Source organism: Geobacter sp. 60473 (assembly GCF_036323535.1).
GTDB classification, from domain to species: domain Bacteria; phylum Desulfobacterota; class Desulfuromonadia; order Geobacterales; family Geobacteraceae; genus Geobacter; species Geobacter sulfurreducens.
The window spans coordinates 2,950,590-2,973,815 of the sequence record NZ_AP028967.1; the positions used below are offsets into that span (position 1 = coordinate 2,950,590).

General features: G+C 62.1%; 19 protein-coding genes. 6 read left to right on the forward strand and 13 right to left on the reverse strand.

Annotated features, from left to right (window positions below):
* The first annotated feature begins 9 nt into the window (after positions 1 to 9).
* The 3 genes from AABA48_RS13425 to AABA48_RS13435 all read left to right on the forward strand — a co-directional run bounded on the left by AABA48_RS13425 (position 10) and on the right by AABA48_RS13435 (position 5,703).
* A complete protein-coding gene (locus AABA48_RS13425; RefSeq protein WP_338270653.1) occupies positions 10 to 1,740 on the forward strand; it encodes a cytochrome c3 family protein in 1,731 nt (576 codons plus the stop codon).
* Positions 1,741 to 2,172: 432 nt separating this feature from the next.
* Entirely contained in the window at positions 2,173 to 2,607 is a 435-nt protein-coding gene (locus AABA48_RS13430; protein WP_286350871.1) for a cytochrome C, read from the forward strand.
* Between the two features lie 18 nt (positions 2,608 to 2,625).
* Positions 2,626 to 5,703 carry a PKD domain-containing protein gene (locus AABA48_RS13435; RefSeq protein WP_338270654.1) on the forward strand — a complete coding sequence of 1,026 codons (3,078 nt, stop codon included), beginning with the start codon at positions 2,626 to 2,628 and terminating at the stop codon, positions 5,701 to 5,703.
* A gap of 153 nt (positions 5,704 to 5,856) precedes the next feature.
* On the opposite strand, the gene AABA48_RS13440 is transcribed toward AABA48_RS13435, so the two are convergent.
* Both AABA48_RS13440 and AABA48_RS13445 read right to left on the reverse strand, forming a co-directional pair.
* Positions 5,857 to 6,546: a response regulator transcription factor gene (locus AABA48_RS13440; protein WP_324309059.1), complete on the reverse strand. Its 690-nt coding sequence runs from the start codon at positions 6,544 to 6,546 to the stop codon at positions 5,857 to 5,859.
* Positions 6,536 to 8,017 (reverse strand): PAS domain-containing sensor histidine kinase, encoded by a 1,482-nt coding sequence (locus AABA48_RS13445; RefSeq protein ID WP_324309060.1) that lies wholly within the window; start codon positions 8,015 to 8,017, stop codon positions 6,536 to 6,538. The genes AABA48_RS13440 and AABA48_RS13445 overlap by 11 nt, the downstream gene beginning before the upstream one ends.
* Positions 8,018 to 8,600: 583 nt before the next feature.
* On the opposite strand from AABA48_RS13445, the gene AABA48_RS13450 reads away from it, so the two are divergent.
* Both AABA48_RS13450 and AABA48_RS13455 read left to right on the forward strand, forming a co-directional pair.
* Positions 8,601 to 8,966: a cytochrome c gene (locus tag AABA48_RS13450; protein WP_010943848.1), complete on the forward strand. Its 366-nt coding sequence runs from the start codon at positions 8,601 to 8,603 to the stop codon at positions 8,964 to 8,966.
* 30 nt (positions 8,967 to 8,996) lie between these two features.
* Positions 8,997 to 12,188 carry a PKD domain-containing protein gene (locus AABA48_RS13455; RefSeq protein ID WP_338270655.1) on the forward strand — a complete coding sequence of 1,064 codons (3,192 nt, stop codon included), beginning with the start codon at positions 8,997 to 8,999 and terminating at the stop codon, positions 12,186 to 12,188.
* Positions 12,189 to 12,464: 276 nt separating this feature from the next.
* Here AABA48_RS13455 and rpmA read toward each other — a convergent pair whose 3' ends face one another.
* The 5 genes from rpmA to AABA48_RS13480 form a co-directional block, all read right to left on the reverse strand.
* Positions 12,465 to 12,722 (reverse strand): 50S ribosomal protein L27, encoded by a 258-nt coding sequence (rpmA, locus tag AABA48_RS13460; protein WP_010943850.1) that lies wholly within the window; start codon positions 12,720 to 12,722, stop codon positions 12,465 to 12,467.
* 80 nt (positions 12,723 to 12,802) lie between these two features.
* Positions 12,803 to 13,111 carry a 50S ribosomal protein L21 gene (gene rplU, locus AABA48_RS13465; RefSeq protein ID WP_010943851.1) on the reverse strand — a complete coding sequence of 103 codons (309 nt, stop codon included), beginning with the start codon at positions 13,109 to 13,111 and terminating at the stop codon, positions 12,803 to 12,805.
* Between the two features lie 103 nt (positions 13,112 to 13,214).
* Complete coding sequence (locus AABA48_RS13470) at positions 13,215 to 13,514, reverse strand: Rieske (2Fe-2S) protein (protein ID WP_286350876.1); 300 nt, start codon at positions 13,512 to 13,514, stop codon at positions 13,215 to 13,217.
* 23 nt (positions 13,515 to 13,537) lie between these two features.
* A complete protein-coding gene (gene rng, locus AABA48_RS13475; protein WP_286350877.1) occupies positions 13,538 to 15,040 on the reverse strand; it encodes a ribonuclease G in 1,503 nt (500 codons plus the stop codon).
* A gap of 28 nt (positions 15,041 to 15,068) precedes the next feature.
* Positions 15,069 to 17,564, reverse strand: a complete 2,496-nt coding sequence (locus AABA48_RS13480; protein WP_338270656.1) for a TIGR03960 family B12-binding radical SAM protein — start codon at positions 17,562 to 17,564, stop codon at positions 15,069 to 15,071.
* Between the two features lie 285 nt (positions 17,565 to 17,849).
* On the opposite strand from AABA48_RS13480, the gene AABA48_RS13485 reads away from it, so the two are divergent.
* Positions 17,850 to 18,080, forward strand: a complete 231-nt coding sequence (locus AABA48_RS13485) for a hypothetical protein (RefSeq protein WP_286350879.1) — start codon at positions 17,850 to 17,852, stop codon at positions 18,078 to 18,080.
* A gap of 87 nt (positions 18,081 to 18,167) precedes the next feature.
* Here the strand turns inward: AABA48_RS13485 and AABA48_RS13490 are convergent, their stop codons facing one another.
* From AABA48_RS13490 to AABA48_RS13515, 6 genes are all read right to left on the reverse strand, one after another.
* A complete protein-coding gene (locus AABA48_RS13490) occupies positions 18,168 to 18,539 on the reverse strand; it encodes an exosortase system-associated protein, TIGR04073 family (RefSeq protein WP_286350880.1) in 372 nt (123 codons plus the stop codon).
* A complete protein-coding gene (locus AABA48_RS13495) occupies positions 18,536 to 18,952 on the reverse strand; it encodes an exosortase system-associated protein, TIGR04073 family (protein ID WP_286350881.1) in 417 nt (138 codons plus the stop codon). The genes AABA48_RS13490 and AABA48_RS13495 overlap by 4 nt, the downstream gene beginning before the upstream one ends.
* Positions 18,953 to 19,051: 99 nt before the next feature.
* Positions 19,052 to 21,289 carry a DNA polymerase domain-containing protein gene (locus tag AABA48_RS13500; protein ID WP_286350882.1) on the reverse strand — a complete coding sequence of 746 codons (2,238 nt, stop codon included), beginning with the start codon at positions 21,287 to 21,289 and terminating at the stop codon, positions 19,052 to 19,054.
* Between the two features lie 73 nt (positions 21,290 to 21,362).
* Positions 21,363 to 21,968, reverse strand: coding sequence for a peroxiredoxin (locus AABA48_RS13505; RefSeq protein ID WP_286350883.1), 606 nt, complete (start codon positions 21,966 to 21,968; stop codon positions 21,363 to 21,365).
* A gap of 107 nt (positions 21,969 to 22,075) precedes the next feature.
* On the reverse strand, positions 22,076 to 22,807 hold the full coding sequence (locus AABA48_RS13510) for an ATP-binding protein (protein WP_286350884.1): 732 nt from the start codon (positions 22,805 to 22,807) through the stop codon (positions 22,076 to 22,078).
* Between the two features lie 43 nt (positions 22,808 to 22,850).
* Complete coding sequence (locus AABA48_RS13515) at positions 22,851 to 23,207, reverse strand: nitrous oxide-stimulated promoter family protein (RefSeq protein ID WP_286350885.1); 357 nt, start codon at positions 23,205 to 23,207, stop codon at positions 22,851 to 22,853.
* Positions 23,208 to 23,226: the final 19 nt, after the last annotated feature.

The window sequence follows — 23,226 nt, forward strand, 5'->3', positions numbered from 1 at the left end:
GTGGACACCATGGCAGCACGACCCATGATAACGGCACTGGTCTTCTTCCTGGGAACGGCGGCTCCGGCGGCCGCCCTCTCACCCTCCCTGAGCGTGACCGATTCTCACAACCGCCACAACCTGTCCGTGAGCGGCCCGGGGCTCACCGGTGCGACCCGCGCCGCCACCGAAGAGCGGGTCTGCATTTTCTGCCATACGCCCCACCACGCCACTAGCATAACCCCCCTCTGGAGCCGCGAGTTGTCCAGTGCGCTCTACACCCCCTACGACTCGTCGACCCTCAAGGCAATCCAGAAACCGGGCCAGCCTGCCGGCGCCTCCCGCCTTTGCCTGGGGTGTCATGACGGCACCATCGCCCCCGGCATGCTCTCGGGGGGCAAGATGATCGCGGGGCTGCCGACCCTGCCCACGAATGTGCGTTCGAACCTGTCCACTGATCTCTCCGACGATCATCCCATTTCCTTTCCCTATGCCGGCTCCATCTCGGCCGCCGCCGTGCTCCGGCTACCGGCCGAACTGCCGCCCGAAATCTCGCTCGAAGACGGCAGAATCGAATGCACCAGCTGCCACGACCCCCACAAGGACCGCTACCCTCCGGCCGATCATCCGCAAAAATCGGGGAAATTCCTGGTGCTCGACAACAACAACTACTCGGCCCTCTGCACCGCCTGCCACAGCCGCGCCGGGCTCACGGAGGGCGCCCACTACCTGCCGGGCGATCCCTGCGAAAGCTGTCACCAGGTCCACCGGGCCGATCAGCCGGCACGGCTGCTGAAGGGAGCCGACGTACAGGAAACCTGCGTCCTCACCTGCCACAACGGAACCGGCACGGTGGAAACATCCGGGACCGACATCCGCTCCGCGTCGGCCTTCGGCAAAGCTCATCAGACCGGCCGGCTCGTCCTTTCCGGCAGGCACGACGCCGACGAGAACCCCCTCGACTTCGAGCCGTCACAGCCGCACGTGGAGTGCGTCGATTGCCACAATCCCTGCATCACCCGTCATGAATCAACACCTCTTGCTTCGCCGCCGACGCTGAACGGCCGGCTCGTAGGGGTTGCCATCGCCAAGTCGCCCGACGGCATCAAGACTTACGCCGACAGCGAATATGCCATCTGCTACAAATGCCACGGTGACCGGAGTTTCGTTCCCCCGGCCGTGCCCCGCAGGGTCCAGACCGGTGACCAGAGCCTCCGCTTCGCCCAGGAAAACCCCTCCTATCACCCGGTATCGGCGCCGGGCAAAGGGATGAGCGTGCCGAGCCTGCGCTTTGAAATCGTCGGGTTCAGGCCTGCTCGGACCCTCTCCATCTCAAGCCTCATCTACTGCACCGATTGCCATTCGAGCAACAAGGGCGGCAAGGGGGGGGGAAGCGGCGCATCCGGCCCCCACGGCTCCGATTACCAGCCAATCCTGATGGACCGCTACGAGCACGACACCTATCCCCTCGCCTATGCCGAGAGCAACTACGCCCTCTGCTTCCGTTGCCATGACCAGACGATCCTGCTGGACCCGGGCCGGTCGGCGTTTCCGCTCCACCAGTCCCATCTGATCACCCATCAGGTACCCTGCTCAGTCTGCCACGACCCCCATGGCGTCCCGCTGGTTCTGGGGGGCACCACGGCTGCAAACAGCCACCTGATCAACTTCGACACCCGCTTCGTCACCACCGGCAGCTATGACTCTCTGGGTCGCAGCTGCACCGTGAGTTGCCACTCGGGCAACCCGAGAACCTACTGAACATACCCCCCAGAATCGCCCGGCGGTTCTGGGGGATTTCCCCCGTCCCCCCCCAGAGGCAAGGGGAATTTACCCCATACCTCTCCATAATTTTCCTTCAGGATACTGGATAACTGTTTTCAGCATTCTCGTAACAGCACGCAATTTCAGATAAATACGAAATATTGCATTTGTTCCATGCGCAAACCAGCAAGAGGCATGCTACGTGCAATTTCACGATTGGCTCTCCCCCCGGACCGGCAGTTACCGGATCATTCCCCGGCCGCTCCCCCAGGCGTCCGGAAGGAATACCGGAACGAGTCGGAACTTCACGGCACGGCGGATTCGGGACACCTGATACCCACCGCCGGCCACAACGCCGCTCCCTTTCCGACACGAACCACCGTTCGGCAACGGAGCGGCGAACCCAACCATGTGCGAGGAGAAAGGAACATGAAGAGAAACCGGAGACACCCGGCCACTGGCCCGGCGCTGATCTCGGGGGCCGCACTGCTTGTGGGGCTTGCCGCCGGATCGGCAACGGCAGCCTACAACGCGGCCCACGATAACATCATCCTGAAAGACCCTGACGGGAACAAAATCACCTCCCTCAATAGCGGCAACAACGCCTTCAGCATCAAGACCACCTGTTTCGGCACGGCGGGCTGCCACGGCGACCAGGCCGCCAGCGGCACCTTGAAGTACACCTATGACGAGATCGAGCGTCACTCCTATCACGCCCTCAACGGTTCCAACGAACTGCGGGGCTTCAATGCCTGGAACCCTGACGGCGTGCTCCCCAACGGCCAACCCGACCCGGTTCGTCGCGGCGTCAACACCCAGGGCAAAAACTGGGTCCAGGGACCTGCCCACGTGGGGTCCTGGTGACCGCCCTCTGCTCGCCAGTTGGCGAGAATATTCACTGACGGCGCAGGTCTTGCCTATGACGCCGCCAGCGCAAAGTACCTCTCCCCCAATTTCGGGGAAACTGTCATCTCCGGCGCCATCGCTCCCAATGCGGGCGGCGTGTATCAGCCCTTCAACTTCGGTTCCGCGCTCTCCCTGGAGCAAAAGGCCGACAAGACCCTCCTCGGCAACATGATGGACTGCGGCGAATGTCACGTGGGCGGCGGCGCCATGGAGTACATTCCCAAATACCTGGCCGACGGGACCACCGGCAGCCCCATGGGCCCCGGCTCCAATCCTGCCAACCGCATCCCGCTCCGCACGGCCGGCACCACCGGCGGCATTCTCGACCCGCTCTTCTCCGCCTTCAACTGGGTGATCGACGTGTTCGGCCCCAAGGGCGACGGCAAGGGGGCCACCTACACCGCCATCAAGAACGATTTCGCCCAATCCGGAGTCCTGGAAGTGGACTGCCTCTCCTGCCACCTGAAGGATTACAGCTGGGAACACCGGCGTGACGCAGTCCGCGCCCGGGGCTTCGACGCATCCCGCGCCTACGGTGCCGGATTCGGCGTCTACTCAACCGGCTCAACTCCGTCCCGTACGGTCAAGTACGATCCTGCCAAACTGAAGTTTGTCAATGGCGTGGACGCCACCGACGGCTACAAGCTCGCCTCAGAGGTAGCCCAAAATATCGAGGCAGTCCCCCCCTCCGACAACTGTGCATCCTGCCACTTCGCCACCGTGAAGGAGAAGTACCAGGTCGAGTGGAAGAAGCGCGGCGAATTCTGGGGCGGCAGCGAAGTTCACATGGGCATCGGCTGCATGGGCTGCCATGAGCGCAAGGACCTGACCGCCACCGGCGAGATCGACCCGCTCACCGTAGGCACCAGCGGCATCGCCAACACCGTGGCCGCCAACAAGAAGCTGGGCCTTTGCGACCCGGCCAAGGGGGGCGACAGCGCCTTCGATTCCCAGTGGAACGCCGTGGACAACGTGGGCTTCAAGAGCTGCAACGACTGCCACAGCGACAACGCCGGCAACGGCCGCACCTACAATGCCCCCAACCCCGATGCGGCCCACCGCGCCAAAGGGCTCCTGGAGACGCTGGTGCAGAAGCAGTACTCCTCCAACGGGCAACTGGTGCCGAGCCGCAGCGGCGTGGCCACCGCAACCCACATGGACGTGCTTGACTGTACCGCCTGCCACACCCGCAAGCTCCAGGCAACCGTGGCCCTCTACAACGAGGACGGCTCCTTCCGCAGCTACAGCTCGTTCCCCATCAGCGGCGGCGCCATGGTCGACGGCACCGGCAAAGACGAGCAGGGCCGCCTGGCGGTCCACGACACCGAAACCGTGGCCCGCGACATGGCCGAAAACCTGGGTCTCTACTGGAACAAGGGCAAGCTCTTCCTGGCCAACATGAACAGTTCCATCTTCTGGCGCGACATGAACGGCAACCTGGACATCAACAACGACGGTCGCGGCCCCGGCCTCGATCCGCTTCTCCAGACCCATGTGGCCCGTCTGAACGAGCAGGGTGGTTTCCACGCCCTGACCGAGGAGCCCACCATCACCACCTCACTCATCGGCGACCGGATCACTTACATCCAGAACAACATCAAGCCGATGCTGGGCAGCGCCTCCACCGAGAGCCCGGTCATGAAGCTCTCCATGCTGACGGTCCCCTTCAAGTCGACCCACAACGTGTCCGCGGCCCGCGACGCCTGGGGCGCCACCGGCTGCGGCGACTGCCACAAGCCCGGCAGCGGCTTCTGGAACGGCAAGATCATCATCACGCCCAACAAGGACTTCCCGTATCTCGGAAGCCAGGTTGCCAGCTTCACCCGGGCTAACGGCACCGATCCCACCGATGTCCATCCGGCCAACGTCAACAAGGCTGGCTCCCGCTCCGTGGCCAAGACGGTCCTGAACACCACTGCCGGCGGCAACCTGAACGTGGACGGCATCGTGAAGGCCGAGACCATCTACGAGACCACCTTCAAAAACCGTGATCCCAGCTGGAAATCAACCATCAACGGCGTGCTCCGGCCGGCCCCCGGCACTACCGGCAGCCCCTTCTACAACGCAGCGGCGGCCGTCCCCGGCACCACCTCCACCGCCGGCTGGGTAGTGAAGATCGAAGGCAAGAGCGACGCCACCGGTACCGTAACTGAGCGGACCTTCGTGGTCACCAGCGGCACCATCGCCAGTATCGACGGGCTCCTTGCCCACATGGGCGCCGCCTTCACGGCGAACCAGCCCGAGTTCACCATCAGCGGCATCGACACCAACAGCGACGGCACCAACGACGCCCTGAGCATCGCCGCCAAGGCGGGCTACACCATCCGCCTCTCCAACCAGACTGACGTGGGTCCCCTGGGCCTCGCCGCCCAGCTCTGGATCGACGAGCCTATCAAGGGCATTGCTGCTCCGGCTGCCGCCACCTTTGCCGGTCGCACCGCCTGGGTTGACTACCTGAACAGCATCGGCGCGGCCCCCACGGCCGTGATCGCCACCATTGCCGGCCAGGACGCCACCGGCAACCCGGCCAGCATCACCGTCACCCAGGGCAACGTCACCCTGGCCGCCTCTGCCGCCGGAGCCCTGGCAGCCGACAAGTACAGCTATGACTGGACCTTCTCGGATTCCGCCACCGGCCTCTCCGGCCAGAGCGTCACCCGCACCTTCGACAGCCTTGGCACCCACGTGGTGACCCTGCGGGTGAAGAACCTCCTCACCAACGAGGAAAAAGCCGACCAGATCTCCGTCAAGGTAACCGCTCCGGCCCCCACCACGGGCGTCGCCGTGGCCGCCGCCGGCATCTCCTACAACAGCCCCTCCGCCGGCTACGCCATCATCCCGCTCACCATCACCGGCGTGACCTTCAACAAGGTGAAGGTTGTCTGGGGTGACGGCAACACCACCATCTACACCACCTCCGACGCAAACTTCGTCCTGCCCTCCCACAAGTTCTGGGGCTACCCGGCGAAGAAACTCTTCACCGCCAAGGTCTACGTCTACAACGGCACCACCCTGGCGGCGCAGAACGAAAACATTACCGTGCTGTTTCCCTAATCCGTCTCACCTGTAATGCCATTCGCCCGGGGAGGTTCCTCCCCGGGCTTTTTTTCATGGTCCCGCTCATTCTCTTCAACACACAAAAAAAAGCGCTGCCCAGGGGACAGCGCCATAACAAGAAAGAAGCCGGAAGCGGGTTCCGGGTGCGGCCTACTGCTCGTTGCCCCTCCAGCTCTCCAGGTCGATGAGCCCGAGACGGGCGGCGTAGCGGACCAGCTCCAGCTTGTTGTGCACCTGAAGCTTCCGCATCAGGTTGGTCCGGTGGTTCTCCACTGTTTTAAGGGTCAGGTCCAGGCTCTCGGCGATCTGCCTCGACGTGGCCCCCTCCACGATCATCCGCATCACCTGCTGCTCACGGGGCGTCAGCAGGGTGTACCGCTCATCGGCCGAGCCGCCTCCATCAGCCTGCGACCCGCTGAATATCCTCTGCACCACCTCCTGGGAGACCTGGCCATCCAGGAAAAATTCACCGCGGCTCAGGGCATCCATGGCCTGGATAAGCCGGGCGCTGGTGGCTTCCTTGACCACGTAGCCGCTGGCTCCGGCCTTAAAGGCGTCGGCGATGAATTCGTAGCGGGGGTGCATGCTCACCATGAGAATTTTTACGTGAGGCGCCATCCGGTGGATCTCCCGCGCCGCGTCGATGCCGCTCATGTCCGGTAGCGAGATGTCCATGGTGATGAGGTCGGGACGGCATTTCTCCACTTGGCGCAGAGCCTCGGTCCCGCTGCCCGCCTCTCCCACGGCCTGATAGTCGGCACTGCGGGAGACGAGTCCCCTGAGGCCGTCCCGGAACAGAGGGTGGTCGTCCACGATCATGACCCGTTTTTTAGCATACATAGAGTGATTTCCTCCCGCGTACCGGATAGGGGAGGCTTGGCCGCCCCTTTGCGGTGGTCGTGCGCCCGGCCGGGGCCTTGCGGAACGGGACTTCCACGGTCACCGCCGTCCCCAGTCCGGGGAGAGACGCAATCTGGAACGTCCCGCCCAGAAGCTCAACACGCTCCGCCATGCTCACGAGCCCCAGGTGGTGACCCGAGAGCTCAGCATAGTCCTCCATGGAGAAGCCGCCGCCATTGTCCTCGATCTGGAGCCGCACCGTTGGGTGCGAGGCCACAAGCCTAACCATCACCCGCGTGGCGTCGGCATGCTTGACCACGTTGTGCAATGCCTCCTGGAATATCCGGTACAGGTTGATCTCCGTATCCTGGTCCAGCCGAACGCCGAGCATGGTGCCGCACTTGAGTTCTATATCGAGCGAATGGGTGTTGGCCGTCTGGGTGCACTGTTGCCTGATCGTCTCGGCCAACCCCAGCCGCTCCAGGGTCGAAGGATGGAGGCCGGCGCAGAGGCGGCGAATGGTGTGGATTGAATTATTCAGTGACTCGCTCAGGTACCAGAGACGGTCCTGCACGTCGGACGAGGGCTGGCGCAGGTCGTCGGCCAGGGTGTCGAAACCGATCTTCAGTGCATTGAGGAGTTGCCCCAGATCATCGTGTAGTTCCCGGGAAAGGCGTTTGCGCTCGTTCTCCTGGGCGTGGAGGAGCCGCTGGGAAAGCGCCCGGCTACGCTGCTCGGCCTCCTTGCGGGCAGTGATGTCCCGCCGCACCCCCAGCTTTGCCGGCTCACTCGTGCCGGGAATCCTCACCGCAAGCTCTATGGTCGAATACCAGGCGTTGCGTTTTCCATCGAAGAATTCCCGGCACACGGGCTTGTCCGAGGAGAGAACCTCCTCGAGCGTGCATTCGGCGCATGGTTCGCTGCAGTTGCGGCAGATGCGGTAACAGGGCTCCACGGCAACATCACCGTAAGCCCCGTCCCGCATGGAGCGGTTCGCGTAGATAACTTTATAGTCGCGCCCCACCACGTAGACGCTGTCATGCATGGCATCGAGGACCAGCCGGAATGTCTCCTGGCTGATATGCATGGCCTCTCCGATCAGCTTGCAGTCGGTGCGGTCATGGCAGACGCCGAGAATGGCCGGACGCCCGTTCAGGCGTATGCGCCGCGCCTCCATTTCCAGCCAGACCGGCGTACCGTCCATGTGGGCGAAGGGTTGGCCCCAGGCAACCGATGACGGCTCACCCGCCAGCAGCTCCGCGTGGATTCTGCCGACGATCTCCTTGCCCTCGCCGTGGGGCAGGATGTCGTTAAGATCCCTCATGAGAAGGGAGCCTGCATCACCATGCCCGAACAGCTGCGCAAAACGCTCATTCAGATAGACCACCCGGTCGTCCTGGAGGACATAGATACCGTCGGAGAGATTATCGACAATGGCGGCAAAAAGGGAGTCGTCCTGAAGCGCGAGCATGAGCGGATACCTCCGCAGGTTTGGAGTATCCCCGAGGGGGGGGTGACGGCTAACCGCACCGAATCAACCGAGATATACAAATATATAGCAATTTACCTGCCGTTATCCCCCTCCTAGACAATTAACGGCACATCAATATGTTACACGCAATGCCCCTGGATCCTGGTGGGGCATTTCACCCACTGCGGGGGATATTCCCCTCCTGCGAGCCATCCTCTGCCCCATGCCCCCCCGCACGCCTGGGCTCCCTCCCCATGCCGGCTGAGGGGTTCGCCTTAGACGATATGAGGTGGGCCATTACATTTATTTAATCGACAGCTCTTTCCGTGACGGACCTGACCTCTTCATTCATTTATCGTAGTATCAATATGTTGCATTTCCAGCAGAAACAACCGCCGCTAAACCGCATCAGGCACCGTGGTTTCACGGCGCGATTCCTCTCGATTTTCCCATCCCGGACGCACGAGTCGGTATCAGGGTTGCTTAATGCACGACAAGCTCTCTTTTCAAGCGCCGGACAGCCCCCACTGCCGGCGGCCGGTCGCCTCGGGCGGCCATACCATGAAAAGGAAAGGAAAGGAACATGAGGAACAAGAAACCAACAGGACCGCTCCTTGTGGCAAGCATGACCGCCGCAGGTCTGGCGGTCGGGGCGGGAATCGCCCTTGGCGCCCACCCGGTGCCGATCCAGTTGAAAACGTTCGAAGAAGTCGCCGCACAGTACGGTGCCCCGGTCATGCCGGTCATGGTTGACCCGGTCACCAAGAAGGGCTTCCCCTACAGCCCGAAGCAGACCTGCGGCGGGTGCCACGACTACAACAGCATTTCCGACCACGCCTTCCACTCGGCCCAAGGCCGCAGTGAGTGGGTCGACACGGCCAACGGTGCCTTCGACGCCACCAAGGCCAAGCCCTGGACCCAGGGCACGGCCATGTATGGCAAATGGTGAAGCCCCTCGCTTCGCCAGGTGGCGAACTTAATGGATCAAGACTCGGCAACCCCGGGTGTGCAGGACAAGAAGTACACTGAAGCCGAATTCAAGGCACAGGTCGACCTCTCCATGTGGGACTCTGCCGTTTACTGCGGCAGCTGCCACGTCGGCGGCGGTTTTGTGGAAAAGGACCGGAATGGTGTCCGCTACTCCCAGCGCCAGCCCGATGCGGGCGGCCTCTTCGACGCCTACCTCTTTTACGTGAACGACACCTATGATCCCCTGACCGGCATGCCGACCGAGAAGGTCGCCATGGCCCCCTGGATCTATCCCCAGTATGCGGATAACAATCCCGCCAACGGGCCGGTCCTCGCCCCCAACGGTTGGGGCCGCGCCGCCATGAGCCAGCCGGGCATGCCCATCAGCGACGGGCAACTCATGATGCCGAACGTCAAGGAAATGGACTGCCTCTACTGTCACTTCGAGGGGTATGACAACCTGATGCACTCGGTCATGAACTACTCCGGTGCACTCAACGTGACGGCCACCGTGGGCGCGGGACTCATGGACACCAATAAGATGAGCCCCACCTACCAGGGCTACAACGTCTCCCTGGTGGACGTGGACCAGAACGGCATCGTCTCGCTCAACTCCACGGCCCTCAGCCGCATTAAAGCCAATCCGCCGGCCGACAACTGCCGGAAGTGCCACATGCCCACCTCGCTCACCGACCTGCCGAGCATGATGAAGGACTTCCTGTCGTCGGCGCCCATGATCTACACGGGCAACTTCTCGGCCTCCATGACCGGCCTCGAGATGCCCGCCTTCGACTTCAACGCACCCTTCGGCTTCACATGGAACTTCAGCCAGGGTCCCTACGGCATCTCGCCGGTGGTCAACGTCACCAACATCTCCAGCTACATGATCGCCGCCATCGGCTACCCGGCGGCCATGGGCCAGACCATCTACAACAGCATGCCCGGCTTCGGCGGCACGGTTATCAACCCGATGATCGGCGAAATCGGCGGCGGCAACAAGGCCGGCACCGGTCCGCTCTACTACGAGAAGCTCGTGTTCGACCAAAGCGGCAACCCGGTCATGATGGGCATGGCTCCTGCCATGGATCAGAACTCCCTCAAGAAGGGCATCGTTCCTTTCCCGCGGGCCGAATGGTTCAAGCGGGGCGACCTGTGGGACAACCGCGACCAGGAAGTTCACATCGGCATGGAGTGCGCCGGCTGCCACATGGACACCAACACCCTCAAGGTTGACGGCCCCGGCAAAGACGGCAAGAGCCTCTGCGATCCGGGCCGCGGCTACGACAGCGCCAGCGGCGTTGAGACCAGCACAGCCCTCGGCATCGACAGCCGCAACACCATCAAGAAGTGCGCTGACTGCCACGTGACCGGCAAGAACAGCGACGGCGTAGCCATCGATACCTTCAACGCTCCCAACCCGACCTCGGCCCACGCCATGTTCAACCTCACCGCTCCCATGGTTAACGCGGTCCGGATGAAGGCCGACGGCACCGGCGAAGAAACCTTCCTCGGCAGCCACATGGACATCATTGACTGCGCCGTCTGCCACACCTACAAGAAGCAGATGGTTGTCCGCGCCCTCGACTCCACCTCAGGCAACCGCTACCCGAACATGCTCGGCTTCGACACCTCCAAAGGGATGCTCGGCATGTTCAACGAGCCGATGCCCGGCATGACCAATGAGGGCGTCGAGTGGAAACCGCTCTACACCTGGGCCAAGATCGGCGACGGCGACAAGATCCTGCCCGACGGCAGCGCCAACCCCAACTGGCGCCGCAAGGTCTACCCGATCAACATCATCACTGCAGTCCTCTGGAACAACATCGATCCTTCCGTTGATGCCAACGGCGACGGCGTCACCGGCCGTCCCGCAGCCCCGAACCTGACCTACTACGACCCGTGGATCAGCCGCGACATGAAGGCCGGCGTCAATTACGGCCCCAGCGGTTTCGCTCCCGTGCCGGTAGGCTTCGGCAACGGCGCCTTCCAGAGCGCCTACAACCCCGACGGCACCTTCACCGGCGCCTGGAACTACGTGGGTGTGTACGGCGGCAACGCGGTCTTCTCGACGCCCGAGGAGATTGAAAACTACAAGGCCTTCCGCAACACCATCGCCCCCGCCGTTGACGGCAAATCGTGGAGCGGGACCCAGCTGCTGCTTCTGGGCGGCCCCTACATGATCACCCACAACGTCCGGAGCACCGCAAACTTCGTCCTTGGTAAGAGCTGCGGCGACTGCCACGCCGCTGGTAAAGGGTTCTTCGACGGCGGCTTCAACATGACCGGTACCGCCATCAAGGCCAATGCCGGCGCCAGCTTCATGCAGTCCCCCGCAGAAATCCTCCAGATCGTTGCCAAGGCAGAGGATCTGGAAACCGGCGCCGAACTGGCCACCAAGTCGGGCGCTGCCCGCGAGGTCAAGTTCGAGGAGCACGGCGACTGGAACCCGGCCACCAAGACCTTCACTCCCAACCCGGCCGGTGAGTACAAGAAGGCCATCGATCTGAGCCGTAGCGAGGCCCTCTATCCCGATGAAGGAACCTTCACCGCCGCCGACGGCACTGTCTATCCGAACCGCGCCGCTTACGTCGCCTACCTGACCGGCATCGGGGCAGCTCCCACGGCAGACATCGCCACCGTCGGATCCAACAACACCGCCGGCCTCCCGACCACGGCCGAAGTAACCGTCACCCAAGGCACGGTAACCCTGGCAGCTACTGCAGCCGGCCCGCTCGCAGCGGACAAGTACTCCTACGCCTGGACCTGCAGTGATTCCAATGTTACACTTTCCGGGCAGTCCGTAACGCGCGCCTTCAGCGCCACCGGCACCTACACCCTGACGCTGCGGGTGAAGAACCTCAGCACCAACGAAGAGAAAGTCGACCAGATCAAGGTCAAGGTCACTGCTCCGGCTCCGGCCGCGGGCGTCGCCGTGGCCGCCGCCGGCATCTCCTACAACAGCCCCTCCGCCGGCTACGCCATCATCCCGCTCACCATCACCGGCGTGACCTTCAACAAGGTCAAGGTCGTCTGGGGTGACGGCAACACCAACATCTACACAACCTCCGACGCAAACTTCGTCCTGCCCTCCCACAAGTTCTGGGGCTACCCGGCGAAGAAATCCTTCACCGCCAAGGTCTATGTCTACAACGGCACCACCCTGGCGGCGCAGAACGATAACATTTCCGTGCTGTTTCCCTAACCTGATGTGAACAGTGTGCCTGCAATGCAATACGCCCGGGGATCCCCTTCCCGGGCTTTTTTTTGCGCGCATTCTCGACGACGCCCCGACCACCGTTGCGCATAAGGCCGGGTACGGCAGGATGTTCGACCCCGGCAACCGGGCGTGCGTAAGAAGTTGTCCGAAGCCGCGGGGCCCTCTGGAAGGAATGGAGATGAATTCAAAGGGGAGCAGACGCAAAAAGGCCCGGAGCACCAGCTCCGGGCCTTTTCATGATGGTTCCTGTTTCAGCCTGAATCAGTTGGCGGGATAAACGGAAACTTTCTTCCGGTCGCGGCCCAGCCGCTCGAACTTCACCACGCCGTCGATCAGCGCGAAAAGGGTGTAGTCCTTGCCGCAGCCGACATTGGTGCCGGGATGGATCTGGGTGCCGCGCTGGCGGTAGATGATGTTACCCGCCTTGACGGTTTCGCCGCCGAACTTCTTGCAGCCGAGTCGTTTTGATTCCGAATCGCGTCCGTTCCGTGTGGAGCCGACGCCTTTCTTGTGTGCCATGGTGCTCTGACCTCCCGCGTGGACCGGATGACGGACACAGCCCGGCAGATGGCCGGGCCGTTTCGTCACGCGTCACGCTGCTACGCGTTGATCTTCTCGATTTTGAGAACGGTTCGGGGCTGACGATGCCCGTACATTTTACGGAAATTTTTGCGCCGCTTCGACTTGAAGACCAGGATCTTCTTGTCCTTGCCCTGGTCGACGATCCTGCCGACGACAGAGGCGCTGGGCACTAACGGTGTTCCGATAGCTACCGTTTCGCCGCCAACCATGAGGACGTCCTTGAGCTCGACGGTGTCACCCACCGCCCCCTCAAGCTTTTCGACTTTCAGAAAGTCGCCTTCGGAAACTTTGTATTGCTTCCCTCCGGTTCTGATTACCGCGTACATGTACCTTCACCACCTTTACGCAATTTTTGAAAGAGCATAGAAAAATATCCAAATTCCATCAATGAGTCAAGGACTTTTTTCCTCTTCCGCCTTGACGCCCCTGTCAGATTTCCACCATGACATCCTCGCCCACGACCTGGGACGGGTAGATCTTGAGGGTGTAGTCGGGGAACTCCTTGCAGGCGCCGGTTTTCAGATTGAAGCGATACCCGTGGCGCTGGCAGGAGAGGTGCTCGGCATCTTTCACCAGCGCCCCGGAAAGGGGAGCGCCCTGGTGCGGGCACTCGGTCTCGCAGGCGTAGACCTGCCCCTTGGCCTTCACGAGGAGAATCTCCTGTCCATTAACGGTGACAACTTTTTTCCCGAAATCGGGGATTTCGGAAACCTTGGCGGCGAACACCATGCGCGTCCCCCTTGAGCCTGCCGTCAGCTGATGGCGATCTCGAACTGCTCCTGATGAAAACCGGGCTTGGCCCGGACCGTAATCCGCTTCTTGAACTTCTTCTCCAACTCCTCCAACCCCCGCCGCTCCTCGTCGTAGAGGAGATCGGCCACCTGGGGATGCACGGTGAGCATGACCTTGCTGCCGCGAATATCGAGCATCTCCCGGCGCAGCTCGCGGAATATCTCGTGACAGACCGTAGTCTTGGACTTCACATACCCTCTCCCCTCGCAGTAGGGGCAGGGCTCGCACATCATCCGGCCGATGGACTCCCGCACCCGTTTACGGGTCATCTCCACCAGGCCCAGATCCGAGATCTTCAGGATGTTGGTCTTGGACTTGTCGGCCTTCATGGCCTCTTCCAGTGCCGTGAAGACCTTCTCCCGGTTGACCTCTTTTTCCATGTCGATGAAGTCGATGATGATGATCCCGCCGATATTGCGCAGCCTCAGCTGGTAGGCGATTTCCTTCACCGCCTCCAGGTTGGTCTTGAGGATAGTGTCCTCTAGATTATGCTTGCCCACGAACCGGCCGGTGTTGACATCGATTGCGGTAAGCGCCTCGGTCTGCTCGATGATGATATAGCCGCCACTCTTGAGCCACACCTTGCGGCCCAGGGCCCGGCTGATCTCCACTTCCAGCCCGAAGTGGTCGAAGATGGGCTCCTCGTCGTCGTAGAGCTCCATGGAATATTTCATCTTCGGCATGAAGGTGGAGATGAACTGGACGATCTTGTCGTGCTCGTGCCGCGAGTCGACCACGATGCGGGAAACGTTTTCGGTGAGGATGTCACGGATGACCTTCTGGGTCACGTCCAGGTCGGCATGAATGAGACAGGGGGCATGGGCCTTTTCGTTGCGCCTGACAACCTCTTCCCAGAGCTTTGTCAGGTAGTTCATGTCAGCAACCAGATCCTCCTCGGTCTTGCCCTCGGCGGCGGTCCGAACGATGAACCCGCCCCCGGCCGGCTTCGCCTTGCCCACGATTTCCTTGAGCCGCTCGCGTTCCGACTCGTCCTCAATCCGCCGGGATACCCCAACGTGGTCCACCGTCGGCATGTAAACCAGGTGACGGCCAGGCAGAGATACATGGGAAGTGATGCGGGCACCCTTGGTACCGATGGGCTCCTTGGACACCTGCACAAGGATCTCCTGCCCTTCCTGAAGGAGTTCCTCGATGGGGTGGAGCGGGTGAAGAACCTGCCGCTCACTGTCGCTCTCCTCGCCGTTCACCTCCATGAAGGTCTCGAACTCTTCCATGGCATCGAACACGTCGGCCACGTAGAGAAAAGCCGCCTTCTCCAGACCGATGTCGACAAATGCCGCCTGCATGCCGGGAAGGACGCGTACGACCCTCCCTTTGTAGATGTTGCCGACGATCCCCTTTTCGCGGCTCCGCTCGATGTAGAGTTCGGCAATGGTGCCGTTCTCGATGAGAGCGATGCGGGTCTCGTGGGACGAGGTGTTGATCACCAGTTCATTGGCCATTGATGGGTATCCTGTATGAAAAATTGAATCACGATTCCTTGAAAAGCACCTGGAGCTTCTCGATCCTGGCCTCAGCCAGGGCTTCCGGCGCAAGCCCGGTGATGGCCGATACGAACTCCAGCGGTTTGCCCCGCCCCGTCACCATCTCCAGGGCGTTCCCCTCCACGGTGAGTTCGGCCAGCTCCCGGCGCAGGTCGTACTCCTGGACCCGCCCCTTCTTTTCACGGCGCAACGGAACGCTCTCCCGGGCAAGAAACGCCGCGGCCAGTTCTGGCAGGCCGGCGGCCGCCTCCGGAGGAAGCGTAACACGGTAGCGCACTTTGTCCATTATGACAGAGAGGGAAGGACTGCCCGGAGGGATCACGGATGCCTCGGTGATCCGCACCCCCTCGGGGAGGGCCCCATTGAGGCGCGTGCCGATGTCCGTCGGGTCGGCGCCGGGGAAAAGCTCCATGTCGAGATATTCGGCCCACGATTCTACACCGACCGAAAGGGCGGTGGCAAACGAGAATTTGGGGTGGGGATGGAACCCGCGGGAGAAGCGGATCGGGATTCGCGACCGCCCCACCGCACGGGTAAAGAGACCGATCATCTCCAGGTGACTCAGGAACCGCATGGCCCCGGTCTTGGTGTAACGGAGCCGCAGCGTTACCTTCCCTTCGACATCTTCCGCATCATCCTTTCCCCCCCGGGTGGTCGTGCCCCGCCAGCCGTCATCGGCGAGCCGCAGCCGCACCTGGCTGAAATCACAGACACCGCAGCCGGTGCAGCGGCCGGCACGGCAGTCCTCCGTGGCCGCCCCCTGGCGCGACAGTCCCAGTTCGCGAAGAAGAAACTCCCTTGTGACGCCGAAGTCCAGGTGATCCCAGGGAAGAACCTCATCCGGCTCCCGGCGCCGATGATAGAAGGTCGGGTCGATACCGGTTTCCTCGAAGGCGGTCCGCCATGCGGCCTCGTCGAACCTGTCGCCCCAGCCGTCGAAGCGGCAGCCGAGTTCCCACGCCCGGCGAAGGGCGGCCCCAAGCCGCCGGTCGCCCCGGGCGAAGACCCCCTCCATGAAGGAGAGGGGCGCATCATGCCACTTGAAAACCAGCTTGCGCGCCCTGAGTTCGCGGCGCAGGAGCCCCTGCTTCTCAAGGATCTCGCCGACCGGGATCTGGGGCTCCCACTGGAAGGGGGTGTGTGCCTTGGGAACGAAGGTGGATACCGACACATTCACTTCGCCTCCGCCACCGGCCCGTCTCCCCTCCATTTTCACCTTGCGGGCCAGCTCCACGATGCCGTGCAAGTCCTCCTCCGTCTCGCCCGGCAGACCGATCATGAAGTAGAGCTTGATCAGGCGCCAGCCGTGGGAGTACGCCTCAAAGGCATTGCGCAGCAAATCCTCCTCGGAGATTCCCTTGTTGATGACCCGGCGCAGCCGCTCGCTCCCGGCTTCAGGCGCCAGGGTGAAACCGGTCTTGCGAACGGTGCGGATGGCCTCCACCAGCTCATCGTTGAGGCTTCCCACCCGCATCGACGGAAGCGACACGGCGATCCGCTCCGAGGCGTAACGTGCCATAAGTTCGGTCAATAACGGCGTAAGGCAACCATAGTCCCCGGTGGAGAGCGACAGCAGCGATATCTCGTCGTAACCGGTGGCCCGGAGGGTCTCCTCCGCCAGCGCCAGGATCTTCTCCGGGGAACGCTCCCTCACCGGCCGGTACAGGTAGCCGGCCTGACAGAACCGGCACCCGCGAGTGCAGCCTCGGCCGATCTCGACACTGACCCGGTCGTGGATCGTCTTCAAGAAGGGGACGACCGGGGCAGTGGGATAGGCAGCCGACTCCATATCTGCGAGAAACCGGCGCCTCACCGGCCCGTAACCGGGGCGCAACGACTTCACCTCGGCGATCCGGCCGTCATCCGCGTAGCTGACGTCGAAAAACGACGGGACATACACGCCGGCTATTCCCGCCAGCCGCTCCAGCAACTCCACCCTTGTTCCTCCGGCACGCTTCCATTCCCGGCATGCCTCGGTTATTTCAACGACCGCCTCCTCCCCGTCTCCCAGGAGAAAGGCATCGAAAAAATCCGCAAGGGGTTCCGGGTTACAAGCGCATGGACCGCCGCCGATAACGAGTGGATACCGTCCGTCCCGCTCGGATGCGAGCAGGGGGATGCCGGCCATATCCAGCATGTTGAGAATATTCGTGTACGAAAGCTCATACTGAAGAGTGAATCCGACGATATCGGCACGATCCAGGGATGTGCCGCTCTCCAGAGTGGCCAGCGGTAACCCTTCTGCCCGCAGTTGGGCCTCACGGTCGGGCCAGGGGGCATAGGCCCGCTCGGCGGCAACACCGTCGAGGGTGTTGAGCACGCCGTAGAGGATCTGAAGCCCCAGGTGGCTCATGCCGACCTCGTAAACGTCGGGAAAGGCAAGAACAAAGCGGAGTTCCGGCGTTGCGGCACAGCGTGTGCCCACCTCTCCCCCCATGTAGCGTGCCGGCTTCTCGACGGCAAGTAACCTGTTATCTAACACTCTGATTATCTCCGGAAATGCGGATAAGTCCGCCGATTCGTAAATAAATAACTGTAGTACACAACCAACTGCCGTGACAAGCGAAATGCCCCCCCAGCACGGCCCGCCTCATTTGCGGCAAACACATGAGCATTTGCGGTCGCTCCGGCCTAAAAAACACGGGCCACAACCGAACCCGCACATTCTAACTTATTGATCTTAATCGCGTTTATACAAACGAACAACAAGTGGCATGCTCCATGCTCTATGCAAAGGTACATCACCCAATCTTTGGAGGTACTCGTAATGAAAAAAGTTCTGTCCACCCTCGTAGCCGCTCTTGTTGCCGTTGCCTTCGCCGGTACCGTTTTCGCCACCGAAGCGAAGAAAGAAGCCGCTCCGGCTGCTCCCGCCGCTCCGGCCGCCGAAGTGAAGAAAGAAGAGAAGAAGCCGGCCAAGAAAGCCAAGAAGGCCAAGAAGGCCAAGAAAGAAGAGAAGAAGGAAGAAGCTGCTGCTCCGGCTGCCGAGAAGAAGTAATCTCCTCTTCCCGATTCACGAAAAAAGCCGCATCCCCACGGGGTGCGGCTTTTTTCGTGTCCCGATTCCGGGCAGGAAAAATCCGCCCTACTCCTTCTGCCATACGTAGGGAGGATCAAGGTACGCGTCATAGAAGCCGGGCCAGGCAAGAAAGAAGGTCGCCACTTCGCCGACCCCGGCCAGAGTCCGCACCAGGGTCATCCCGACCCCCTTGAGGGGACCGATCAGCAGCCCCCTGCCGGCTCCGTCTTCGGACCACGTGACGTAAATCTGCTTGGGAAACTCAGCCCAGCCAGTGGCAACATTGGCAACGCCCCGGCCGAATTTGCCGGCCATGCCGTCGACTACCTCCTGGGCCGAAGCGTTGTCCACGGAGCGCACCCCGCCGGCGTACACAGGCGCCGATTGCCCGGCGATCAACACTGCAATCAGTGCTACAGAGGTCATAACTGCCCTCATTTCCCCTCCCTGCCGGAGCCATCCGGGTTGCCAGCAGCCGACCGGAGCCTGTCGTCCCTTGCCTCATCCCATCCCATCCAGACATATTCGGGCTCGATCATCGGATCATAGTAGCCCGGCTGGGGAACCGGGAAGAAAATAGCCTCCGTCGCCCCCATGAATCCCCGGTAGACGGTCATGCCGACCCCTTTGAGCGGACCGACCACGTAGCCGACGGCGCCGCGGGCCCTCACACTCAGATACGACTGCTTGGGGAGCTCCACAATGGCCGTGGCGACATTGGTGATGCCCCGAACGAATTTGTAGGCCATTTTCTCGACGATGAACTCGGGCTTTGGTCCGTCCTGGGCCAGAACGGGGGCAGAGACGGACAACACCAGGGCAAGGGCGAGCAACAGTGCGAAAGCGCGCATGTTTTCTCCTTTTGCTGCATGGTTGGAACCTGCTGTCCCTTGTAGCACACTTGTGCCGAGGTGGCAAGCGGCAACAGGCCGCGAATGGCGGGGAAACCGTCAGTCGAACAGGGTGCGTTCCCGGGGAAGAAAGGGGGTGAATTTTTTCATGAGCTGGACCAGTTTGTCGACGTAATACTCCACGTTCTCGTCGGGACGGGACGAGTCGTACCGAAAGACCGGTGTGCTCTGCTCATAGACGGTTACCCCCTTCCCCCGTCCCGTGACGTAATAGCTGATCTGATCGCCGGCCCGATACGGTCGGTCGGCGCGGAGTGCTATCTCAAAGGCCGCGGAGGGATTGCGTTTTCCGGCGCGAACCTTCTGCTGGTACGTGGCCGGCGACTCGCCGAGGGTCTCGGTGCGGGCGAGCCATTCCACAGGAAACCGGTGTTCACGGATACGGTGGACGTAGTCATCGTACAGGACCGGTATCTTCTGCACCCCGTCCGTCAGGAGGAGGCGGATCATCTCCCCCATGAACTCGCGCAGGTAGCGCTCGATCCCCCGCGAACGGAGAGCGCTCCCCCTCACGGTGATCCGGCCGTCATGGCCGAGCAGGGCATAGTTTTTGGCCTTGTAGGAAAACATGGCGCGGTAGCGGCCGGCCAGCTCGACCTCGATGCCGGCCGGGAGCGTAGCGGAGAGGGCGCGGACCAGAGCGGCCTCGGCCTCTTCGTCGCTTACGCCGGGGGGCGGAATAAAGTAGACGCCGTCCGTGTCCACCTCCACCGGGCGGGCACCCCTGTCCTGTAGCCAGTCAAGCATGGCCCCGATGAGCTGCCGGCCCGCCCGGGTAACCTCGGCGGCGGCAGCCGGATCGGCAAAGTGGTGAAGGGGCGCGCCCAGGTAGCCGTAAAAGGAGTTGATGAGAACCTTGAAGGTTTGCTGGAGTGCCGCGTAGTAGTCGCGCCGACGGGGATCTGACTCTTCCCGGGCGCGCGCCTTGGCTGTCAGCCGGAACCGGCGCAGTTCCTCCAGAAGGGGGAGGAACAGACCAAGGTGCTCCCGTGCCGGCGCAATCTGCCGGGCAAGCATGAGTGACGGATAGAGGGAGGTCACGTCACAGTGGACAATGGGACCGAGAACACCGGTCTCCCGCAGCTCCACATACCCCCCCTCAAGACCTGCACCGTCGCCGCCCCCAGGCAGCGGCACCGCCTCGCGCCGATGCAGGTACTCGCGCAGGAAGAGGGCATTGATCTTGGTGGCGTTCCCCCTGATTACCGATGTCTGGTAGGTGTAGGGAAAGATGCGCGCCTGGAGGAACCAGGGGTAGGACAGGAGCCGGGACAGGGCCAGGGTCTCGCGGGTGTCGTCCAGGTTGTAGCGCTTCATGCGCTCCGGATCGGAACGGAATACCTCGTCCATGGCCTGTCGGTCCAGATAGACCCGGTCCGGCGCGGCCAGGCCGAAGTGGATGGCGGCCTGCTTGAGACCGTAGCTTTCCAGGTCCCTGCTCGACACGTCGTGGATCTGGACGAGGAAGTAGGTATCGATGACCGTCCGGCCGTAGACGTCCCAGCGCGGGTAGTCGATGAGCCGTTCAGCCACGGAGAAGCGCGAAGGGTGAACCCGGGGGATGCTCCCGTCCCTCCCCCAGGCAAGCTTTACCCCGTGGCGGGCAGCCCGTGCCCGGATGTACTCCAGGTCGAAGCGAAAGATATTGTGCCCCTCGATCACATCCGGATCACGTTCCCGGATGATCCCGCCCAGCCGTTCGAGCATCTCCCGCTCGTCCATCTCCGCCGCCGACAGGAACGCTTCGAACCCGCCCTCCTCCATCAGAGCAATGGAGAGAATCCGGTCCTCTTCCCGGTCCGGGTTGGAGAACTCGAACCCCTCGCCGCAGGAGGTCTCGATGTCCAGGGCGAGCCGCCGCAGGTTCCCGAACTCAAATCCCTTGAAAAAGGTCTTGCCTGTGAGCAGAAAGTGCTGGTGGACGGGGTCCGACAGATAGAGGTAGGGGGCCCCGGGCGCCGACGGGTTCTGGCCGGTATGGCGGACCAGAAAATCACGGGCCGCGGCGCAGCCGTGCCAATCGCGAAACAGTGCCATAAACCGGAGCTCGCCCGGTCCGGAAAGCGGGTGAACGGTCACCTCATCCCGGAATCCATCCAGGAGCGATGGGTCCGCCAGGAGGATGAACGGATGGAAGGGATCGTCCCTGACCACGACCCCGCGGGGAGTCCGGATGAAAAGGCGGACGAACCGCCCGGCCAGTTCCGCGGCCACGATCCCGTCGGTGCCGTCGGCGCCGAAGAGGAGACGATTGTCGGTCCGTTCCAGGTCGTTCATGTCATGCGCCTCCCCAAAAACAAACGGCACGGTGCGGGACCGTGCCGTTCATTCGGATGCACTGCGCCTGAGGCTACCCCACGGAGTGCTTTGCCAGGTATTCGGCCACCCCGGAAGCGGTCGGCCTCATGGCCTCGTCCCCTTCCTTCCAGTTGGCCGGGCAGACCTGATCGCCGTGGGTTTCCACGAACTGGAGAGCATCGACCATGCGGAGGGCCTCGTCAACGCTGCGGCCGAGAGGCAGGTCGTTGATCACGGCGTGACGGACGACCCCCTTGGTATCGATGAGGAACAGGCCGCGCAGGGCAACCCCCGCGCCTTCGAAGAGGACGCCGTACTGGGTGGCGATCTCCTTCTTGAGATCGGCCACCAGCGGATACTGGATGTCGCCGATACCGCCGTTCTCTACCGGCGTGTTCTTCCACGCCATGTGGGTGAACTTCGAATCGACGGAAACCCCGATCACCTCGCAGTTCTTGGCCTTGAACTGATCCAGCTTTTTATTGAAGGCAAGGATCTCGGACGGGCAGACAAAGGTGAAATCAAGGGGATAGAAAAAGAGAACCACATATTTTCCGCGGTAGCTCGACAGTTTGACAGTACCGAAGGTGTTGTCGGGCATAACCGCATCGGCGGTGAAGTCGGGGGCCTCCTTGGTAACAAGCGTACACATGCACATGGTATCGTTTCTCCTTTCTTTGAAATGATGTTGCAGACAAGGAAAACTCATACCAGTCAGACCGTGGCTTGTCAATCGAAAAAGATAAAAACAATCCTTTTTATCCGCTATGCCTCCTTCAGCTCACCACTGATGCCCACGGTCACCTCGCGCAGGGGGATATCCTTGCCCGATGCGGCCAGGGCCTGGCGGGCCGCCATGACGATACCGCCGCAACAGGGCACTTCCATACGGACCACAGTGATACTCTTAAGGTCATTGGCGCGGATCAGTTCAGTAAGCTTCTCTGTATAGAAGCGATTGTCATCCAGCTTGGGGCAGCCGACCACCACGGCGCGGCCGTCCAGGAATTCCCGGTGGAAGTCGGCATAGGCAAAGGGGACGCAGTCGGCGGCGATGAGCAGGTCCGCGTTCCGGAAGTACGGGGCGGAGGTCGGAACCAGGTGCAGTTGGACGGGCCACTGACGGAGCCGGCTTTCCTGGCGCGGAACATCCCGGACGCTCTCCGCTGCCGGGCGATCGAGGACCATGGCTCGCGACCCGGGACAGCCGCCGTGAACCGGAGCCGGCTGATGGGCGGCGTGATGGGATTCGTGACCCGTCTGGCCCAGGTGAGCCTCCACCGCCGCCTCATCGAACTCGTCCGCGTCCCGCTCGATGATCCGGATGGCGTCCAGGGGACACTCACCCAGACAGGCGCCGAGGCCGTCGCACAGATTGTCGGCAGCCAGCACCGCCTTGCCGTTTTCTATCCTGATGGCCCCCTCGGCACAGGCCGGAACGCAGATGCCGCAGCCGTTGCACTTTTCCTGATCAATCTCCACGATCTTTCTGATCATCGCTCTCTCCCTTTCGTCTTGTCGTTTTGCTGTATGGTCTGAATCAAAAGAAATAGTGCCAGAGGTAATCGAGCCGGCCCCGCATGATCATCCGCCGCCCCGAAAAGGCCATCACTTCGCGAATTTTTGCCCGGTATTCCGTGCTGTAGCAGTGGATGCGGCAATGCTTGCACGACGGCTTGGGGTCCAGCGGACACTTTCGCCGCTTGGCAATGCCGTGGGAAAGAAGCGCGGCGCAATCCGGACAGAGCCGTACTCCGTTGCGGTAACGCCTCTCGAGCTCCGGCGGAACCGTGAAGGGCTCCCGCGCGGCAGGGTCGTGGCTTGCGTGGCAGTAGACCCTGACAAAATCGATGAGGACTTTAAGATCCTTCTGCTGACCGGGGGTGAACGTTTCCATGGGTGTCATCATAACCCAA

What these genes read in the sequence shown, in the direction of transcription:
- AABA48_RS13425 (WP_338270653.1), top strand. Translation starts at nt 10, where the DNA reads ATGGCAGCACGACCCATGATAACGGCACTGGTCTTCTTCCTGGGAACG.
- AABA48_RS13430 (WP_286350871.1), top strand. Translation starts at nt 2,173, where the DNA reads ATGAAGAGAAACCGGAGACACCCGGCCACTGGCCCGGCGCTGATCTCG.
- AABA48_RS13440 (WP_324309059.1), bottom strand. Translation starts at nt 6,546, where the DNA reads ATGTATGCTAAAAAACGGGTCATGATCGTGGACGACCACCCTCTGTTC.
- AABA48_RS13445 (WP_324309060.1), bottom strand. Translation starts at nt 8,017, where the DNA reads ATGCTCGCGCTTCAGGACGACTCCCTTTTTGCCGCCATTGTCGATAAT.
- AABA48_RS13450 (WP_010943848.1), top strand. Translation starts at nt 8,601, where the DNA reads ATGAGGAACAAGAAACCAACAGGACCGCTCCTTGTGGCAAGCATGACC.
- AABA48_RS13455 (WP_338270655.1), top strand. Translation starts at nt 8,997, where the DNA reads ATGGATCAAGACTCGGCAACCCCGGGTGTGCAGGACAAGAAGTACACT.
- rpmA (WP_010943850.1), bottom strand. Translation starts at nt 12,722, where the DNA reads ATGGCACACAAGAAAGGCGTCGGCTCCACACGGAACGGACGCGATTCG.
- rplU (WP_010943851.1), bottom strand. Translation starts at nt 13,111, where the DNA reads ATGTACGCGGTAATCAGAACCGGAGGGAAGCAATACAAAGTTTCCGAA.
- AABA48_RS13470 (WP_286350876.1), bottom strand. Translation starts at nt 13,514, where the DNA reads ATGGTGTTCGCCGCCAAGGTTTCCGAAATCCCCGATTTCGGGAAAAAA.
- rng (WP_286350877.1), bottom strand. Translation starts at nt 15,040, where the DNA reads ATGGCCAATGAACTGGTGATCAACACCTCGTCCCACGAGACCCGCATC.
- AABA48_RS13485 (WP_286350879.1), top strand. Translation starts at nt 17,850, where the DNA reads ATGAAAAAAGTTCTGTCCACCCTCGTAGCCGCTCTTGTTGCCGTTGCC.
- AABA48_RS13490 (WP_286350880.1), bottom strand. Translation starts at nt 18,539, where the DNA reads ATGAGGGCAGTTATGACCTCTGTAGCACTGATTGCAGTGTTGATCGCC.
- AABA48_RS13495 (WP_286350881.1), bottom strand. Translation starts at nt 18,952, where the DNA reads ATGCGCGCTTTCGCACTGTTGCTCGCCCTTGCCCTGGTGTTGTCCGTC.
- AABA48_RS13500 (WP_286350882.1), bottom strand. Translation starts at nt 21,289, where the DNA reads ATGAACGACCTGGAACGGACCGACAATCGTCTCCTCTTCGGCGCCGAC.
- AABA48_RS13505 (WP_286350883.1), bottom strand. Translation starts at nt 21,968, where the DNA reads ATGTGCATGTGTACGCTTGTTACCAAGGAGGCCCCCGACTTCACCGCC.
- AABA48_RS13510 (WP_286350884.1), bottom strand. Translation starts at nt 22,807, where the DNA reads ATGATCAGAAAGATCGTGGAGATTGATCAGGAAAAGTGCAACGGCTGC.
- AABA48_RS13515 (WP_286350885.1), bottom strand. Translation starts at nt 23,207, where the DNA reads ATGGAAACGTTCACCCCCGGTCAGCAGAAGGATCTTAAAGTCCTCATC.